The following is a 14729-nucleotide window of genomic DNA, read 5'->3' as shown; positions in this document are numbered from 1 at the left end:
ATGTGAGCATTGTGATTATGAAAAAAAATGATTGTTAGTAACGTAGTTAAACGAGGGTTTTCATGTCCGAGATGTTCAGACAAGGTAAGCTATCCTGAAAAGTTCATTTTAGAGTTATTCAATCAATTAAATATTGAATTTGACTACCAAAAAACATTTGATTGGTCTAAAAATATAGTTCATACCAATCCAAAATTATGTGGGAACAAAAGATATGATTTTTCTATACCCGTTCAAAATATGATCATTGAAACTCACGGTATACAACATTCTAAAGAAAGAACTGGTTATTTTAACAACCTCACACTTAAGGAAGAACAGGAAAATGATGAATTAAAAAAAGCTCTTGCTTTGAAAAACGACATTGAATGTTATGTAGTGTTGGATTGTTCATTATCGGAAATGGAATATATCAAAAACAGCGTCAAGAAAAGTCGTTTAGCCACTGTGTTTAATTTAGACCACATTGATTGGTTGAAATGTCATGAAGCAACTTGTCATAGTTTAGTTAAAATGCTTGTGATTTGTGGAACCAAGGCAATACAACAAAAGAAATTGCTAAAATCATAAAATTAGCTAGTTGTACGATTGTAGAGATGTACAGAGAGCGGTGAATGATCTTGAAGAAACAGGTTTTCTTGTTGTCTACAGACTTTCCAAGATTAGCAAAATGATACACGGAGATGGGATTTTGAGACTTTTTGCGTAGTCTGTAAATGCGCCTATTTTCAAGGATTTAACCTTGAAAAAAAATTTATGAGAAGCAGAATGGCACATTTGCCTTAAAAGTTTAGTAAAAGGCACCATTAACTGAAAAATATGTATCTATAATAATGGGTGACTCTAAAATGCGTTATTAGTCATCGTTTTCCTAAATTCGCTAGGGGAAATCCCTTTTATTTTTTTAAAAGCACGGTTAAATGAAGATATGCTTAAAAATCCTGAGTCAAATGCAATATCGATTATATGTGCTTTTGGATCCAAAAGCAAAAACTCTGACCTCTTGATACGCTCAGTAGTAAGAAATTCTATAAATGTCAGATTCGTATATTTTTTGAATAAATACGAGAAATAGGATTTGCTAACCCCTATGTGATGAGAAATATCGTCGAGTGTAAGGGATTTAGTGCAGTTTTGTGACAAGTAAAGGCAAGCTTCTGTAATTAGCTTAGTAGACTTATATTCTGTGTTCGGATCATCAGAGAATTCTTCTTTCTTAGCATTGACGCAGTATTGTCCAAGCCTAGCAAAAAACTCTAGAAGAAGTGAATATATAAGCACTTCATTAAAAGGTGTGTCGGAATAATAAAGCTCGGCCAATTCTTTTATTAAAAAAATCATTTTATCGGCATCAATATTTGATGGGTCATATTTAATGTAATGATACTGGGAAAATACAGAAAAATTAGCATTAATTTCACTCATAATCATCAGTAAGTCCAGAGGGAACTGAACGAGAATAAAAGCATTTTCAGCTACATGATTAATCGAATGCAAGTCACCGGGGTAGATTATGACCAGGTCATTAGTTTTAAGGACATGTTTGGTGAAATTAATCGTTACTTCATTATTATCATAAAGGCTTACAAGTATTTCAATAAAAGGATGCCAATGCATAGTATCAGAAAAATTCATATCGATTTTCTTTGATACATTAAATTTCTTCCCACTATCAAAATTCAACCTCTCGAAATAGTTATTCATAAGCATGGTCGATAATCTCCTTTACTGTTATATAAGGGTCTATGTATATGTGAATTTTTGTATATGATTATATCATTTAAGATGTCAAAAAGTAATATTTGAGAAGCTTAAAGGAAGGATCGCATATAAAATTGACAAAATGCCTTAATATCAACGTTTTTTTATGGGCATAGTATTTGCAATAAAAATAATTATAAGAAAATATGCACAGGTAATTCACAAATTTTAAAGAGTAAGTTGTTTGCAAAATTGATAATATTCTGTTTATAGAAGTTTAATAAGAAAGGAGCAATATTCTCAGATTATTTAAAATAGGTAAACTTGGATCCGGAGTTGAAGTTTAATATTTGATTGAGCAAAGTCTTGAAAGGAGATATAAAATGTCAGGAGTACTAGGAACGAATTTATTGGCACAGGTTGGATTAATCGTAAAAGATGTTGAGGAAACAAAGAAAAGGTGGGCTAAATTTTTAGGTGTTGACATCCCTGAGACGCAACCTATTGGTGACTATACGGTAACAGGAACAGAGTTTAACGGCGAACCCGCTCCAAATGCATATTGTTGGATGGCTTTCTTTGACGTTGGTCCGGGACTACAGCTTGAACTGATTCAGCCTAACGAGGAACCTTCAACATGGAGAAACTATCTTGAGGAGAAGGGCGAGGGCATTCACCACGTTGCATTTCAAGTTAAGGATTCAAAGACTGCTGTTGCAAATGCTGAAGCTGCTGGTTTAAAGCTGGTTCAAAGAGGTGTTTATGGTGATGGCGGCGGCGAATATAATTATCTTGATGCTCCGGATCTAAAATGTGTAATTGAACTTCTCGAGAGTTACAAGAAGTAATATTAACACTAACTATAAATAAAAAGGCATGATACTAAAACAAAATGAACACTACCTGTGAGAGGCCAGAGCCTTTAAAACCAGGTGGATATATGGACGAAGTCTAATATTTGATTGAGCAAAGTCTTGAAAGGAGATATAAAATGTCAGGAGTACTAGGAACGAATTTATTGGCACAGGTTGGATTAATCGTAAAAGATGTTGAGGAAACAAAGAAAAAGTGGGCTGAATTTTTAGGTGTTGACATCCCTGAGACGCAACCTATTGGTGACTATACGGTAACAGGAACAGAGTTTAACGGCGAACCCGCTCCAAATGCATATTGTTGGATGGCTTTCTTTGAGGTTGGTCCGGGACTACAGCTTGAACTGATTCAGCCTAACGAGGAACCTTCAACATGGAGAAACTATCTTGAGGAGAAGGGGGAGGGCATTCACCACGTTGCATTTCAAGTTAAGGATTCAAAGATTGCTGTTGCAAATGCTGAAGCTGCTGGTTTAAAGCTGGTTCAAAGAGGTGTTTATGGTGATGGCGGCGGCGAATATAATTATCTGGATGCTCCGGATCTAAAATGTGTAATTGAACTTCTCGAGAGTTACAAGAGGTAATATTAACACTAGCTATAAATAGAAAGGCATGATACTAAATATGGGACTTGGGACATCTTCATCATTAAATCACAGCAGTCCAAAGGAATGGGCTATGAAACATAAAACCTTAGGACTTGGAACTATAAATTTCCCGCTCTCTTTCGAAAATGATGATGCGCTTATTGACGAGTATGTTAAAGAAGCAAAAAAAAACAACCTTGTGATAGCAGAGGTTGGAGTTTGGCGCAATACATTGGATTTAAATGAAGATGCACGTTTAAAGGCTATTAAGTACGCCGTGGGGCAGCTTGAACTTGCTGATAGGATAGGTTCTCGCTGTTGTGTGAATATAATAGGTGCAAGAGGCTCTCGCTGGGATGGTGCTTATAAAGATAATTTTACAAAGGAAACGTGGGAACTGGGTGTAAAGACAATTCAGGAGATTATAGATGAGGTAAACCCTAAAAACACGTATTTTACAATCGAACCAATGCCATGGATGTTCCCGACAGGACCGGATGAATATCTACAGTTGCTTGAGTCTGTGGACAGGGATAGATTTGCTGTTCATATGGACATTTTTAACTGGATAACCACACCAAGAAGGTATTTCTTTAATGAGGAATTTATAAGCGAATGCTTCGAGAAACTAGGTGAGCATATAAAAAGTTGCCATCTGAAAGATGTCAAGATGGAGGACGATTATACGCTGTTTTTTAGGGAAACCAGTGCTGGAAACGGAGGGATAAATATCAAGCACCTAATCAAAAGAGGATTATCCTTTGATGAAAATATGCCGTTTATCATAGAGCATCTTAGTACAGATGAAGAATATTTAAATAGTGTCGCATACATAAAGGCATTAATGTAAGCGTTTATATAGCAAGCGTTAACAAGTGAGAGGAGAAAATAAAATGAAAAAAAGAAGAGTTGCAGTGGGCTTAGTTGCTTCAATGGTTATGATGACAGCTATGTTAGCAGGATGTGGTGGCACTCAAAAGACAACAGTAGATACTTCAACTAAAACGAAAGGCAATGTAGTTTGGTGGGGGTGGACGCCGGGTTCCCCAGTTAACGAAAAATATGTTGCGGAATTTAACAAAAAATATCCAGACATCAAAGTTACGTGGAAACAAACATCAATAGATAATTATAACGCGGCTCTCAGACCGGCTTTGGCAAATGGCCAGGGTGTTGATTCTTTTCAGGTTTCACCGGGTTCAGGAAATGGAGGCGTTAAGACTTATGGAGGGCAAGCAATTGACTTGACCCCTGCTGTAAAAGAGGCTTTAGGTGCTAATTATAAAGACAAGCTCAACAAGTCATCAATCACCACAATGACTATAAATGGTAAGTTGAAAGCATTGGGTGTCGGAACTGTATATGCAGGAAATATTTGGATAAACAAAGATCTTTTTGATAAATATAATGTAAAAATTCCTACTAATTTAGATGAGTGGATAAAGGCTTGTAAAGTTTTTAAAGCAAATGGTATCGAAGGTTTTGTGCAGGGAGCAGGTCAAGGTGCATTTAACATCGATACTTTCCATGCAATCACTGATAATGTAAGCCCTGGTACGTTCACAAAAGCAACAAGAGGTCAAGTTAAATGGACTGATGGCTCAATTGTCAAAGCATTAACTCTATGGAAAGAGCTGTTTGATGACGGAATTATGCAAAAAGGTGCTCTTGGTATTAAACAATATCCAGAAGCAAACAATTTATTTATGTCGCAAAAGGCTGCTATGGTTATGATGGGGTCTTGGTATACTATGAACGCTTTGCCTGATACGATGAAGGCTAATATTGCGTCTGCAGCTTCAACAAAAGAGCCGTTCACAATGGTTCCAATTAATTTCCCTGACATTGCAGGAACAGGACATACAGGATCTATGTTTGGCGATACAGACTATGCAGACGCAGTGTCTGCAACATCAAAGAATGTTAAGGCCGCAACTACATTTGCTGTTTGGCTTGCAACCTCTAAGAGTGGTCAACAGATGGTTGCAGATTCCTTAAACCTTGTTCCTAATCTAAAATCAGTATCTCCGAATTGGGACAATGTAAAACTTGTAAATCCTGAGAAACAAAACGAACCAATCAAAGAATTTATTAAAAATGCAATGGCTAGTGATGATAACCCTCGTTTTGGAGGAATAAATGCAGATATGAACCAAGCATTGATAGATGTATTGGCTGGCGTGGCAGGAGGAACTATCACCCCTAAAGATGGTGCTGCTCAACTTGCAAAGACTCAAGCTGATAGTAAGTAAGGAATAATAGTTTGATAGGGGGCTATTTTTTCTAGTGCCCCCTATCATTAAATGTTGAGGAGACGTATAAACATGGAAAACACCAAAGTTATAAACGTGGAAAACGTCAAAAAGATCAAAAAGGTTAAACCATTGAGGTCCACGAAGATAAACGGACTTCTGTGGATTCTTCCAGCATTTGCTTTTGTTGTAGGGCTTATATATTATTCAATCTTTTATACATTCAATTTGTCTACTCTAGATTGGAATGGGCTTGATCCAATTCAGGAAAAAGCGGGGATAAGTAATTATACTGAGGCATTTTCTGACTGGGTTTTTTGGAAAGCTATAAAAAACACAATTGTTTTTTTCATTATTTCTTTTTTAATTCAAAACTTTTTAGGTTTTATACTTGCGGCAATTTTGCATACAAAAGTAAAGCTTGCGACATTGCACAAGTGTTTGATTTTTATACCAACAATCTTAGCACCTGCGACTATGGCGCCAGTGTTTAGATTGCTGTTCTCGCCTCAGGGAATGCTGCAAAATATATTTGACACACTTCATTTAGGCATAACTGTTGATTGGTTGGCAAAACCAAATTCGGCACTTTTCGTTCTCATGGTTGTTGCGATTTGGGAGTTCACAGGAATGAGTTTTATTCTATACTATGCGGCAATGAGCCAAATAGATAAAGAAATGCTTGAGGCGGCGCGCCTAGATGGAGCAGGAAACTTTAGAACTTTATTTAGCATGGTATTGCCAAACTGTAAAGGCACGACAGTTTCTCTTGGAATGCTTGGAATCATAGGTGCTTTGAAAACATTTGATATTCCTTATCTGATTACAACTGGTGGGCCAAATCATGCAACAGAATTTTTAGGCACATATATTTATACACAGGGAATAACGAAATCTAATCTTGGCTATGCAGCTGCCATATCAGTAATGCTCCTTATACTCGCAATCTGCGGTGCAATACTTGTTAATAGAGGTAATAAAGGAGATGAGATATAAATGTTTGAAATTAGAAGTTTAAAAAGTAAAGTCATTTTGCAAATCATTCTACTGATACTAACGATTCCATATGTGATTCCACTTGTTCAAATGTTCCTTGGCTCTCTCGGTGGAACAGGTTTTTTAAATTATAAGGCGGTTTGGGACACGGGTGTAGTTCCAATCTTTTTTAGAAATTCACTCATCATATCAGCCGGCGTAATTTTATTGGTTTATATATTCAGTATGACAGCTGGCTTTGGGTTTGCAAAATTACACATATTTGGAAAAGAAGTGTACTTTTGGTTGATTCTTGTTGCGTTAACTTTACCTGAGGTAATTTTGTTGTCTCCGTTGTTTGTAACATTCCAAAAGTTGCATTTATTTAACACCTTAGTAGCTGTAATTTTACCTGTGGCAGCATTGCAACTGCCATTTACTATTCTACTTACTAGAAATTTTGTTAGTGGAATCCCAAATGAGTTAATGGAGGCAGCAAGAATTGACGGTGCGGGTGTTTTGTCGATGTTTTGGAATGTCATCCTTCCGCTTACAAAGCCAATTGCATCATCAATTATTGTTTTGACACTCATCAACTCATGGAACACATATCTCCTGCCACTTTTGTTCTTACAAAGCCCAGATATGCAGACGGTAACGCTGCTTCCACAATACTTCCAAGGTGAGTTTACAAATGACCAGACGAAGATATTAGCGGCAGCTGTGCTCACTGCAATTCCTGAGATTATTGTTTATTTGTTCATGCAGAAGAATTTTGAAAACGGCATGAGTGCTGGTGCTCTTAAGTAATCGAAACAAAAGCAGAATAATAGTGAAAAGAAGGAGATCATTATGCCGTTGATTCAAGTTGACTTAAAAAGGTCAGTGTTTGAAGATAAGGGAAAAGAAATATCAAATGCCATTCATAATTCGCTTGTTGCAGGTCTGGGTATAGATACAACCGATCTTTTCCACGTGTTTAGACCACATGATGAAGGGGAGATTATTTTTTCGCCAACCTATGACAATCGCGATAGGCAAGATTTGATATTGATTAGAATTACAATGGTTAATATGTTTTCACTTGAGCAAAAGAAAAAAACATATAAAGAACTAACAAAGAGGCCTGTTGACATTGGAATCAGGCGCGATGATATTTTAGTTTGTGTTGTTGAAAACAGTGCTGAAAATTGGTCACTGGGCGAAAGAGAAGTTTGATTAAATATTGCTTGAAAGATGATTCTTACACTTGGTTTTTATACAAATTAAGCTGAGAAGAGCAGTCTACGACTCACCTCACCGTGCAGTAGTATATCTTCACCTCAAAATAATAACCAAATGGCGAAAACCGCACATCATTCATTCATTACTAATTGCGCTGCAGGCGGTAGCGGCGGAATGGAGGTTTTTATGAGTAAATTATTGGATAAAGAATTGTGCGTTGTCACGGGTGCGGGGAATGGAATTGGCAGAGCAATCGCAGAACGTTTCATAAGTGAAGGTGCCGATTTGATTGTGGCAACGAGAAATGTTGAAACTGCAAAAAAAATATATGAGGGAAACAGTCAGGTTGTTGACATTCTAAAAGTTGACGCGACAGATGTGAAAGATTTGGAAAAAATAGCGGAATCCGTTAAAAGGACTGGGCGCAAATTAAAGGCGGTGATACCAGTTGTTGGTAACGGGCCACAAAACCCGATTCCAGAAATAACACCTGAGGAGTTTCATTTGACCATGGACCTTAATGTTTTTTCAGCTTTTTTCACGGTGCAGAAGTTAATTCCTTTCATGTCTAATAAATCTTCAATTGTTCTAATATCATCAATTGCAGGTTTTCAGGGTGGGAAAAACGCCATTGTCTATAATGCGGCGAAAGCAGCGGTCAGGTCCATGGCACGTTCGTTCACAGGAGAGCTTGCAGAAAAGGGTATTAGAGCAAATGCTATAAGCCCTGGTCCAACGGAAACACAGGCGTTTACAGATTTTGTGCACGGCGATGACGAACGACGAAACAATATAGTTTCGCAACTTCCCATAGGGCATATCGGACAGCCTAGCGAGATTGCTGCGGTTGCATTGTTCTTAGCGTCCGACGAATCTTCTTATGTGACAGGTGCTGAAATTATTGCTGACGGCGGTTTCACAAATAGATAAACCAATAGTGATTAATAGATTAATATAAAGGAGAAAAAAAAATGACATTATCATCAACGAATATAGTTAAAGTTATTGTCGTAACAGACGATTTAGAAAAAACAGTTTCTGCATATAAAACTTTGCTGGGCACAGGGAAAGAGCCTGCAGAGCAGAATACAGAGCATAAAGTGGTAAGAACACCTTTTATGAAGTATAAAGGTGCGGACATCACTGATACCCCAATGAAGGTAGAGAGTGTTTTCAGCGATAATTTCTGGTTTGAAATTATCCAGCCTCTAGGAAATAATGACCCATGGGCAGATTGGTTAAAAGAACATGGCACGTCAATTTGCTCAATTTGTTTGTTGTCAGACGGACCTTTAGAAGATGACGAAGAAACTATGAAATATACAGGGTTTGATTCTCTTTTTAAACACGAAAAGGGCTATGAGGCGTATGAATATTTTGACACATCAAAAGCGCTTGGAGTTTTAGTTGAGGTGAAAGAGCAGTATAAATAATGAAAGAGGTGGCGAATTCGTTCGTCACCTCTTTTGTGCACATAAGCTAAATATTGCAATTACTAAATATTACTTTCTGTAAGAACTTCTTCCCCTTGTCCGATATCTGATCTGCTCCTTACCTCTTTTAAAACTATTAATAATCCTGAGTCAAAATCTTTAAAAACTTTATATTCTAGAACTAATCCAACCTTTTAATTCACAAAATTACAATAGCTTTTGAAAAAAATATAAACTTTTTAATAGTATTCAAGAGAATGAGGGATAGCATCAAAAATAGAAATAGATTTCTAGAGTGTTACATACTTCTATAGCCATACAAAAAGAACCAACCTCATGCTGAGATTGGTTCGATATGAATAAAAAATATTGGGAAATTTTGCTAAAGCCTATATTAAAAATGAGCCAGGTTGATTTGCATATATAATTTTTATATCAGTACGCTTCCATGTCAACTTTGGCATCTAGGAACGTCGGAGGAAAATACGATTCACTTCGTAAGCATCGACTTTCAAATGATTGAAAGCACTCGCTCATTGGTATTTATACTATATGATTGGTTATGACAATACGCGATCGCGGAATGGTTAAGTGGCAAGCTGCGTTTCAAGTGCCGGAATTGGTGAAGACTCAGCGGGATTTATGGCATGATACTGAGCGCATAGCAAAGCGGATAGTTGACGAACATGAAGCGGAGGTGTTTGATTCGCCGATATTCTACGCAATGGAAAGTAATTTTGCGGTAAAGCTTACCGTATGGGATGATGGATTCATACACGAGTTTACAGGTCGCTTACACTACGTGAACCCATTAACGAAGCATCTCCGCATTGAAGTGAAGCTTGAATCAGCTAGTTCTTTAAAAAATTATTTCTACCATTGTAAATTATTTGAGGATGATTGTATTTTCATGGGCGATTCATATTTATTAGAAAGTCCAAGCAGAATTATAAGGCAACATTTTTAGAGAAAATAATAGACGCAAAAAGGATTGACAATCAATATTGCCTATGTAATATTGTATCTATGGATTACAAATGTAATCTAGGAAGGGGGAATCCAATTGAATAAATTACCTGTCATTTCGGAAGCGGAGTGGGAGGTCATGAAGGTCTTGTGGCAAGGTTCGCCGATGACATCGAATGAAGTTATCGATGCTCTTGCTTCCCATAGGGACTGGAATCCGAAGACCGTTCGGACATTGCTAACGAGGCTTTATGCCAAAAAGGCTGTGGCCTATCAGCCGAACAGCAGGCCATATTCCTATTTCCCACTCATTAACGAAGAAGAATACCAAAAGGAGGAAACCAAGAGCTTTTTGAAACGGATTTACAATGGTTCGTTAAAACCGTTTTTGGTCAACTTTTTGAAAGAGGAAGATCTGACTTCTGCTGATATTGAGGATCTGAGAAAGTTGCTGGATGAAAAGTCAGATACCAAGAAAGGGGAATAATCTATGGAATGGCTGACTAGCCCCTTGATAAGTGCTTTTTTTGATTGGGTATTAAAAACGACGTTGCTGGCAAGCGTGATAATCATCCTCATTCTAATCATTAAAGCGGTTTTGAACAACAAGGTGAAGCCTGGGTGGCATTATGCCTTATGGTTGGTTTTGATGTTGAGACTGCTGCTTCCTTTTGGTCCGCAAAGCGAGTTCAGCATTGAAAATCTCTTTTTCAAGATCCATGCCGCGCAGCCTAGCGAGGTGAAATCTCCAATCCATTTAACCGGGAATGAAACGATCCCGTCATCTTCAACGCCTGAGGGTCGTGTAGTTGTTCATCCAGAAAAAGAAACCTCCGATGCCATTACATCGGTAGGTAGGGCTTGGAGCGTGAAGCAGGTATTGACAGGGATTTGGCTCTTTGTAGCTATGGCTTTGTTGCTGCACTTTATGCTTGTCAACATTCACTTTTCTATGAAGCTACTACAGTTCGCTGAACCGGCAGCTTCGTCGGATATTCAGGTACTGATGCAATCCAAACAAATAATGGGAATCAGACGCCGCATTCGCTTAAGCTTTTCGACGGTTGTGACCACGCCAACACTCTTCGGGTTGTTCCGACCCCATTTGATTTTGCCTGTCAACAGCAGGGAACTGCAGAAAGAGAGGCTACATCATATTTATTTGCATGAACTTTCGCATGTGAGACATGCCGACATTTTCGTGAATTGGCTAATGCATTTGCTGTTGATATTACATTGGTTTAACCCGCTAATTTGGTACGCAATATACAAAATGAGGGAGGATCAGGAGCTTTCGGCAGATGCCTTGGCCCTTTCCCGCATTGATCCGAAGCAGGTATCCGAATACGGACATACGATTATTACAATGCTGGAAAGATATAAGCGGTTTAAGCAAATTCCTGGAACAGCGGGATTATCGGGTTCCAAGAAGCAGTTAAAAAGAAGGATTCTTATGATTAAATACTTTAAACGAAAATCGTTTAGTTGGACACTTATCGGGATGACCCTAATGGTGGTTTTAAGCGGATGTGCGCTGACTAACGGTAAAACAGCAATGGATAAAAATGTGTCTAAACCGCGTGTGGACACAACCACGACGGATAAAAATGTGTCTAAACCGCATGTGGACACGACCACGACGGCCAAAAATGCAACACCAACAACTGCTGATAAAAATTTAGGTGATACTCCATCTGGAGATGCGGTGATGGGAAATGACGCCAAAGATGGATCGGCAACAAATACAGAATCCGGATCGGGCGATGTCCCAACTTCTTCGAAGGGTAACGATAATCAGAGAGGCGCAGTTACAATTGGTTCAAATCAACCGACAGCGCAGGCTTCCAGTACGAGGGGGCATGAACAGCAAATTAATAATATCGTTGCGCTGGCAAAGAAAGGGATGGTAAAGGGAGCTAATTTTGTCGCAGGTAAGACGACTATCGATGATATTTACGCAACCTGGGGTGAACCTAGCCGACATTGGCAACCAAATGACCCCTACGCCTATGATACCTATTCGCTAGGAGCAGGGAGTGGTACGTATGCATTCGGAATTGGTCAGGGCGATGTTGTATACGACCTCCGCTATTTTGGTTCTATGTCAAATAAAAGCCAAGCTTTCAATCAAATCAGCTTCGAGGAAATTAAAAAATCTCTGGGTAAACCAAGCTCGGTGAAAATAAATAGTGGCGATGATATACTGATATACAATCTAGGGGATTACGAGCTGAAATTCGTAGGTCCACATAAAACGCAGCGGCTGGATCATATCTCTGTTTATTCACATAGAGGTGCGAAGTCTACTATGGCCGGTTAGGCAAATAAACGTGTAGATGAAGCAACGGCCCCGACACTTCGTAAAAGCAACATTTAAAGGAAATGGAGAAATACAAAATAGACAATTTCAGCTTAAAAAGCTATTCAATAGAAGCTCCATTCTCTATGTTTCCTGAAAAATACATTGCCGAAAAGGGTTTATTTAAAATGAACACGTATCGTACAGAGGTGTTAACTTGGATGGACAACAACATTAAAAAAGTTTTGGATACTCAAGAATATAATCGCTTTATATCATTATTAAAAGACGTAGCACCTTATCAATTGAAAATCGACCAAGCAAATGGTTGCACCAAAGTCCTGGATAATGAAGAGATTGAATTCTTTCAACAACTTAAAAACGAACTTAAAGCTTTTTATGATAAGTTAGAAAAGGCTTGGTTTTTTTAAACTTTTTGGGGCACCGTTCACACTTTGAAATGTTGGCGGTACCCCATGCTTTTTTTACCTAGCAATGATGAAGTGTGTACTGTCTTCACTGATTGCCAATTTAAATCATTAGTTTGTTGGCTGTTTGCTGTATAATTACTTATAGCACTCATTCAAAATCACGTATGTAGCCACTAGTAGCCAAACTTTTACCTCCCTCTAATTATCATTTGATTACAATTGTAGTAAATGAAATGTCAATCCTTATACAGTAGATGAATGAAATTTTCTAATATTAAGTCATTAAATTAAATATTCAATAAACAAGGAAGTTGTTTAATAGTATAAGAGATTATGCGATGTACACTGAATACTACAATACGAGGAGTAGCTTTAATGAAGAAATGTTTTACCCTTACCCTGATACCGATTTTGCTAATAATAGCTTTTATGGTAGGCTGTCAGGATCATACATCAACAACAAATATAGCGAAAATACATTCTCATTCTAGCCAAAAGGAACACCATGACAAAAATTCGAAGCCTAACAAGATACAAGAAGAGAAAACTCAAAAAGAGCAACTGTTAGCACAAGCTAAGGTTTCAGCTGAACAATATGATTACCAAAAATCTATAACCCTATTAAAACAATCAGATATTTCTAAGGATGTAGACATTCAAAGTGCCATTGATACATACGAAAAACAAATGAAAAATCTTGTGACATGGCCAGACAATAGCCAGATCTCTCATTTATTTTTTCACTCATTAATTGTTGATCCATCCAAAGCATTTGATGGAGATGATATGACTCAAGGTTATGAAAATTACATGGTGACTACCAATGAATTTAAAAAAATTATAAATCAATTATACGAGAGAGGATATGTCCTTTTGAATCTTGAGGACATTGCAAAACTCGATAAAAAGGGGAAAATGGTTAACCAGGACATTAAATTGCCGCCAGGTAAAAAACCAATGATATTATCACAGGATGATGTTAGCTATTATGAATATATGAAAAATGATGGATTTGCCAAAAACTTAACACTTGATGCCAATGGAAATGTCACAAATACCTATGTAAATGAGAAGGGGCAAGCCGTACAAGGAGCTTATGATCTAGTTCCTATCGTAGATAACTTTGTTAAAATACATCCGGATTTTTCTTACAAGGGAGCCAAAGGAATCATCTCGTTAACCGGATATAACGGAGTACTGGGATATCGAACCTCAGAGAGTGACTATGGTCCAAATAGTGATGAGCCTAATCCAAATATCATAAAGGATCAGCAGCAAGCGGAAATAGTAGCTAATGCGATGAAAAAAGAGGGATGGAGGTTTGCCTCTCATACTTGGGGACATCTTAATGCAAAGGAAGTATCTTTGGATCATTTAAAAAAAGATACATCTAAATGGAAAAAAGAGGTAGAACCAATTGTCGGACCAACAGACACGATTATTTTCGCTTTCGGTAGTGATATTGGAGACTGGAAACAGTATTCCAATGATAAATATCACTATTTGAAAAGCCAGGGCTTTAATTACTATGCCAATGTGGACGCATCAAAGGCTTACTGGTCTCAATTAGGTCCAGATTACTTCCGTCAAGCTCGTATTGATGTAGATGGTTTACGGATGCGAGAAGCATTAACCGGAGAAAACAATGTATTAAAACAATTTTTCGATGTTAAACAGATTTTTGACTCCTTACGGCCAACTGCCAAGAAACTTATTCTGAAGGGGAGCAGAAATAATTCGTAATATATATGGCCATTTTGGTTTTTTATCAGTAATTGAAGGTACATGAAGATACTAGAAAAACAGGTGCCAGCAAACTTCAAAACTGCTTGAGACCTGCGTGCCAGGTCTGGTGGGTTCGATTCCCACGTAGTCCCGCCATTGACACATTCTTGAACGTTTATAATAAAATTCCCCCTACAGTCTAAACGGTGTCTTTTAACTAGACTGATGAAGACTGTTAAGCAAAACTGTGGAGGAGATTTACTC

The 14729-nt window shown here is 37.7% G+C and carries 16 protein-coding genes; 15 read left to right on the top strand and 1 reads right to left on the bottom strand.

All coding sequences use genetic code 11. The annotated features are described in order from the left end of the window. Positions 1–27 precede the first annotated feature (27 nt). Positions 28–570, top strand: coding sequence for a hypothetical protein (locus ACZ9EE_RS06645; protein WP_476025872.1), 543 nt, complete (start codon positions 28–30; stop codon positions 568–570). 273 nt (positions 571–843) lie between these two features. On the opposite strand, the gene ACZ9EE_RS06640 is transcribed toward ACZ9EE_RS06645, so the two are convergent. Next, positions 844–1635: a helix-turn-helix domain-containing protein gene (locus ACZ9EE_RS06640; RefSeq protein WP_476025871.1), complete on the bottom strand. Its 792-nt coding sequence runs from the start codon at positions 1633–1635 to the stop codon at positions 844–846. A gap of 449 nt (positions 1636–2084) precedes the next feature. Between ACZ9EE_RS06640 and ACZ9EE_RS06635 the strand changes: the two genes are divergently transcribed. The 14 genes from ACZ9EE_RS06635 to ACZ9EE_RS06570 all read left to right on the top strand — a co-directional run bounded on the left by ACZ9EE_RS06635 (position 2085) and on the right by ACZ9EE_RS06570 (position 14483). Beyond that, the gene (locus ACZ9EE_RS06635) at positions 2085–2549 is read left to right on the top strand and encodes a VOC family protein (RefSeq protein WP_476025870.1); all 465 of its coding nucleotides are present in this window, start codon (positions 2085–2087) and stop codon (positions 2547–2549) included. A 143-nt stretch (positions 2550–2692) separates the two neighbouring features. Beyond that, the gene (locus ACZ9EE_RS06630) at positions 2693–3157 is read left to right on the top strand and encodes a VOC family protein (RefSeq protein ID WP_476025869.1); all 465 of its coding nucleotides are present in this window, start codon (positions 2693–2695) and stop codon (positions 3155–3157) included. A 28-nt stretch (positions 3158–3185) separates the two neighbouring features. Beyond that, a complete protein-coding gene (locus tag ACZ9EE_RS06625) occupies positions 3186–4010 on the top strand; it encodes a sugar phosphate isomerase/epimerase family protein (RefSeq protein ID WP_476025868.1) in 825 nt (274 codons plus the stop codon). 43 nt (positions 4011–4053) lie between these two features. Beyond that, a complete protein-coding gene (locus tag ACZ9EE_RS06620) occupies positions 4054–5412 on the top strand; it encodes an ABC transporter substrate-binding protein (RefSeq protein ID WP_476025867.1) in 1359 nt (452 codons plus the stop codon). A gap of 72 nt (positions 5413–5484) precedes the next feature. Then, complete coding sequence (locus ACZ9EE_RS06615) at positions 5485–6408, top strand: carbohydrate ABC transporter permease (RefSeq protein ID WP_476025866.1); 924 nt, start codon at positions 5485–5487, stop codon at positions 6406–6408. After that, complete coding sequence (locus tag ACZ9EE_RS06610) at positions 6409–7197, top strand: carbohydrate ABC transporter permease (protein WP_476025865.1); 789 nt, start codon at positions 6409–6411, stop codon at positions 7195–7197. It begins immediately after the preceding gene. Between the two features lie 42 nt (positions 7198–7239). Further along, entirely contained in the window at positions 7240–7605 is a 366-nt protein-coding gene (locus ACZ9EE_RS06605) for a tautomerase family protein (RefSeq protein ID WP_476025864.1), read from the top strand. Between the two features lie 120 nt (positions 7606–7725). Then, entirely contained in the window at positions 7726–8541 is an 816-nt protein-coding gene (locus ACZ9EE_RS06600; RefSeq protein WP_476025863.1) for an SDR family NAD(P)-dependent oxidoreductase, read from the top strand. A 41-nt stretch (positions 8542–8582) separates the two neighbouring features. Beyond that, positions 8583–9044, top strand: a complete 462-nt coding sequence (locus ACZ9EE_RS06595) for a VOC family protein (RefSeq protein ID WP_476025862.1) — start codon at positions 8583–8585, stop codon at positions 9042–9044. Positions 9045–9606: 562 nt separating this feature from the next. Continuing rightward, positions 9607–10011, top strand: a complete 405-nt coding sequence (locus ACZ9EE_RS06590; protein WP_476025861.1) for a YolD-like family protein — start codon at positions 9607–9609, stop codon at positions 10009–10011. 96 nt (positions 10012–10107) lie between these two features. Further along, complete coding sequence (locus tag ACZ9EE_RS06585; protein ID WP_476025860.1) at positions 10108–10497, top strand: BlaI/MecI/CopY family transcriptional regulator; 390 nt, start codon at positions 10108–10110, stop codon at positions 10495–10497. A gap of 3 nt (positions 10498–10500) precedes the next feature. Beyond that, positions 10501–12330, top strand: a complete 1830-nt coding sequence (locus ACZ9EE_RS06580; RefSeq protein WP_476025859.1) for a M56 family metallopeptidase — start codon at positions 10501–10503, stop codon at positions 12328–12330. Positions 12331–12392: 62 nt separating this feature from the next. Further along, entirely contained in the window at positions 12393–12740 is a 348-nt protein-coding gene (locus tag ACZ9EE_RS06575) for a hypothetical protein (RefSeq protein WP_476025858.1), read from the top strand. Between the two features lie 375 nt (positions 12741–13115). Further along, a complete protein-coding gene (locus tag ACZ9EE_RS06570) occupies positions 13116–14483 on the top strand; it encodes a polysaccharide deacetylase family protein (protein WP_476025857.1) in 1368 nt (455 codons plus the stop codon). Positions 14484–14729 lie beyond the last annotated feature (246 nt).

The organism is Bacillus sp. URHA0034 (assembly GCF_056280405.1).
The sequence above is the reverse complement of the archived record's forward strand: the minus strand, read 5'-3'. Positions and strand labels throughout refer to the sequence as shown.